At 63.8% G+C, this 4,376-nt stretch carries 4 protein-coding genes; 1 reads left to right on the plus strand and 3 read right to left on the minus strand.

What is annotated here, in order from left to right; genetic code table 11:
- Both ACOZKU_RS22965 and ACOZKU_RS22970 read right to left on the minus strand, forming a co-directional pair.
- Positions 1-1,232 (minus strand): DEAD/DEAH box helicase (locus tag ACOZKU_RS22965; protein ID WP_421580827.1); only part of this gene is annotated, 1,232 nt, incomplete at its 3' end.
- Between the two features lie 298 nt (positions 1,233-1,530).
- Entirely contained in the window at positions 1,531-2,631 is a 1,101-nt protein-coding gene (locus ACOZKU_RS22970) for a DNA alkylation repair protein (RefSeq protein ID WP_421580828.1), read from the minus strand.
- Positions 2,632-2,839: 208 nt separating this feature from the next.
- Here ACOZKU_RS22970 and ACOZKU_RS22975 point away from each other — a divergent pair, with 208 nt between their 5' ends.
- A complete protein-coding gene (locus tag ACOZKU_RS22975) occupies positions 2,840-3,292 on the plus strand; it encodes a host attachment protein (RefSeq protein ID WP_314085626.1) in 453 nt (150 codons plus the stop codon).
- 6 nt (positions 3,293-3,298) lie between these two features.
- Here ACOZKU_RS22975 and ACOZKU_RS22980 read toward each other — a convergent pair.
- Positions 3,299-4,376, minus strand: a 1,078-nt coding sequence (locus ACOZKU_RS22980; protein WP_421580829.1) for a trimethylamine methyltransferase family protein, incomplete at its 5' end; no start/stop codon positions are given.

Below are 4,376 nucleotides of genomic sequence, written 5' to 3' on the forward strand. Positions count from 1 at the left end.
GGCTTGCGCGGCGGACGCTGGCCGGCGCGGCCCTGGCTGGCGCGGTGGCCGCTGCCGCTGCGGGGCTTGCGCTTGCCGCCGGGGCCGGCGGTGACGACGGCCGGGGCCTCGCCGCTGGCGACGGTGATCTGGATGCCCATCAGCTTCTCGATGTCGCGCAAGAGATGCGCTTCATCCGGCGTGCAGAAGGCGATCGCGATGCCGTCGCGGCCGTTGCGGGCCGTGCGGCCGATGCGGTGGACGTATGCGTCCGCCACTTCCGGCAGGTCGTAGTTGTAAACGTGGGTGACGCCGGGAATGTCGATGCCGCGGGCGGCGACGTCGGTGGCGACGAGCACGCGGATTTCGCCGTCACGGAACGCCTTGAGGGCGCGTTCGCGCTGGCCCTGGCTCTTGTTGCCGTGGATCGAGGCGGCCTTGAAGCCGATATGCTCCAGATGCTTCATCAGCTTCTCGGCGCCATGCTTGGTGCGCGAGAAGACGAGCGACAGGCCATCCGGGTTGTCAGTCAGCGTCTTGCGCAGGATCTGCGCCTTCTGGTCCTTGCCGGGAACGTGGTGGACATACTGCTCCACCTTGTCGGCGGCCTTGCCCGGCGGGGTCACTTCGACCTTCTTCGGGTTGACGAGATATTCGCCGGCCAGCTCGCCGATCAGCTTCGGCATGGTGGCCGAGAAGAGCAGCGTCTGGCGGTTCTTCGGCACCATCTTCGAAATCTTGCGCAGATCGTGGATGAAGCCGAGGTCGAGCATCTGGTCGGCTTCGTCGAGCACGAGGTAGCGGGCCTGCGTCAGCGTCACGGCCTTGCGGGCGACGAGATCGAGCAGGCGGCCGGGCGTGGCGACGAGAATGTCGGTGCCGCGCGAGAGCATTTCCGACTGCTTGTTAATCGAGGCACCGCCGACGACGGTGACGACGCGCAGCGGCGTCTTCTTGACGAAGTCGCGGAGGTTATCGGCGATCTGGTTCACCAGTTCGCGGGTCGGGGCGAGGATGAGGGCGCGAATGTTGCGCGGGTCGGGACGGCGGGCGTCCGCGAGCAGCTTTTCGATCATCGGCAGGCCGAAAGCGGCCGTCTTGCCGGTGCCGGTCTGGGCAAGGCCGATCAGGTCGGAGCCTTCCATGACGAGCGGGATGGCCTTCTCCTGGATCGGCGTCGCTTTTTCAAAACCGAGCGTGGAGAGGGTGGCGACGATGGTCTGCGAGAGGCCGAGGTCGAGGAAAGTGGTCAAGTCAAATACCTTTCGGGGCGCCAAACAGGTATCGCCGGAACGCACCATGCGCTTCCGGTTTCGTCTGGCGTCAAGAACCCCGCGTGAATTGGGAACTTGTGGGTTGGTTGGCAGTCGTCTGCGCAGTCATCCGCAAAATGGGAGGCGGATCGTCTCTTGCGCTTGTCCTTCTTGGCATCCCGTACAGGGAAATCGCTGGCTCGCTCACGCGGCGGCCGAAGGGCGACGCTGCGGTTCATGTCGTTGTTTTGCGCCAAAAAGTCAAGTGCTACTTTCGCAGGTGCGAAAGGGCGGCTGTTCAATCCATGCGCAGTTCGAAGTCGGCGGAGGCTGAAACCGTGCCGTTTATGAGGACGTCTACGCGGTGCGTGCCGGGATAATAGACCCGCGTGGTGATCGCGCGGATGGCATGGTCCTTGACGATCGACTGCGATCCGCCAGCCGGCAGACCCAGCGTCTTCCACTTGAACACTTTCGGCGCCAGGGTGCCGTTCGCCTTCACGTGATGGATCGCATAGTCGATCATCAGCCGCTGCGGTTCCGCATCCTCGTTGTTCATGGTGACGGAGAAGCTGAGCTTGTCGCCGAAGGTGATGACGGGCGTCGTGACGAGCAGGCTGGCGGTAATGCCGCGCGCGGCGGCAAAACCGAAATTGGCGAGCGCCTTGGCATCGCCCTTCTTCAAGAGGGTGCGCGAGGCATGGCGCAGCAGCTGGCGGCGTTCGGTTGAGGCGCTGTCGATATGGCGCTCCACGAAATCGGCAACGAGGGCAGGGTGGTCCTTGGCGATATCGTTCAGGCTGTTGGCGACGGAGCGGCGGACGTAATCCTCGGGGTCGTCGAGGAGCGCGACGAGGATCGGCAGGATGGGGGCCGGCTCCTTGACCAGCGCCGGCAAGCGCATCGCCCAGGGCAGGCGCGGGCGCGTGCCTTCCGAGGCGAGGCGGCGGACATGGTGGTTGGGATCCGTCACCCAGCCGGAAAGCTCGGCAAGCGCCCGGTCTTGGTGCATGTGGATGAAGCGGCGGATGCCGAATTCGGCAGTGAAATGCGGCGTCAGCGCTTTCAGAAGGGCGAGTGACAGATCGAAATGGCCAAGTCCATGTTCGGAGACGAACTGGTTGACCGGCAGCAGCGCCCAGCCGGAAAGGCCCGGCCTGCTGTCTGCCGGGAGAGCCTTGTGCAGGATATCGGCAGCGGCGGCATAATCGGCGGGCAGTGTATGGGTCAGCGCATCCTTGATCCGCTCGGCGCGCTGCATCAGTTCCAGCGTCTCCATGCCCTCGGTTGCCAGCGCCGCGAAGCGGCCGGCATCGAAATCGGCCGCGACGCGGGAGATATGGCCGGCCATGTCCGTCACCAGTCCGGGATGCAGCAGGTTCTTCAGCGGTTCGGCCATGTGTTTTCCTTTTGTTCGCGAGACCCTAACCGGCCGTATCGGCGCAAGGATAGGGGCGGGCACGCTTTCCAACAGTTTCGTGAAGAAGACCACCCGGAACATGCGGCGGCGGCTTGCGTTCCCATAAACGCGCATCCTGCCACAATCCTGTTGGATGCTTTGAAGGCAGATCCGCTGCCAATCCACAACCTCGCTACGGGAGTGAAACATGACCGCTACGACTTGGATTCTCGCCGCCGACGGCAACCAGGCCCGCCTCTTGAAGGGGGTCAACCTGCTGAAGGACGAACAGCAGAGCCCGGAGCAGGAGGTCTTTCGCTGGGAGCCGAAAAAGGCGCAGGACATCATGGCCGACAAGCCCGGCCGCAGCCACTCCTCCGTCGGCCACGGCCGCTCGGCCATGGAATATTCAAGCGATCCGGTGCGGGAGGAGCAGCAGAAATTCACCGCCGAAATCGCCGGCCTGATTGACGGCTACGCCGCGAAAGGCGCTTTCGACCGGCTGGTCGTCTGCGCCGCCCCGCAGACACTCGGGGACCTGCGCAACAAACTCTCCGACAAGTCCCGCACGCTGACCATGGCCGAGATCGACAAGAACTTTTCGAACCTGCCGACGGACAAGCTGATCTCGTCCGTCCGCTCGATCATGTTCGACGCCTGACCGCTTTCAGAAATCGGTCGGAACGCCGCCCTCTTCCTTGCGCTTTGCGACGAACGCATCCAGTTCGTCCTCGATCGCTGGGTCGAGCGGCGGCTTTTCGTAGGTGTTGAGCTTTTCCTTGAACACCCGGTTGGCATGGTCGTAGGTCGTCGGCCGGCCGGCTTCCGTCCAGGTCTCGAAATTGCGCCAGTCCGACAGGATCGGCGAATAGAAAGCCGTTTCGTAGCGCGCCAGCGTATGCGGCGTACCGAAGAAATGGCCGCCGGGGCCGACGTCGCGCACCGCGTCGAGGCCCAGCGCGTCGGGGCTGACGTCGAGTGGCGTCAGATATTCCGCCACCATTTGCAGCATGTCGACATCAAGGATGAATTTCTCGAAGGACGCCGTCAGGCCGCCCTCGCTCCAGCCCGCCGAATGCATGATGAAATTGCCGCCGCCCTGCGTCAGCGCCCAGAGCGAGAAGGCAGATTCATAGGCGGCCTGTGCATCCAGCGTGTTCGACGCGTTTGTATTGGAGGTGCGGTAGGGAATGTTGTATTTGCGGGCGAGCTGGCCGCCGGCAATGACCGCCTTCATATATTCCGGCGTGCCGAAGGCCGGTGCACCGGTCTTCATGTCGACATTCGAGGTGAAGCCGCCATACATGACCGGCGCACCGCGCCGTACCATCTGCGTGAAGGCGATGCCGGCGAGTGCTTCGGCATTCTGCTGAACGACGGCGCCGGCGATCGTCACGGGTGCCATGGCGCCCGCCAGCGTGAACGGGGTCACGACCACGACCTGGTTGCGCGAGGACATCTCGATGATGCCCTGCAGCATGGGGCCGTCGAGGCGGAGCGGCGACGAGGTGTTGATGATGGTGAAGAGCGAGGGTTCGCGCTCCATCTGCTCCATCGAAATGCCGCGGCCGATGCGGGCGATCTCAATGCCGTCAAGATTGCGCTGCTTGCCCAGCGAATAGACGTGGAATGCTTTGTCCGTCAGCTTCACCATGTCCGACAGGCAATCGAGATGGCGGATCGAGGCGTGGATGTCGATCGGCTCGACCGGATAGCCGCCGGTCGTGTGGATGACGTCATAGCAC

Source organism: Shinella sp. M31, assembly GCF_049199205.1.
In the GTDB taxonomy this organism is placed as follows: domain Bacteria; phylum Pseudomonadota; class Alphaproteobacteria; order Rhizobiales; family Rhizobiaceae; genus Shinella.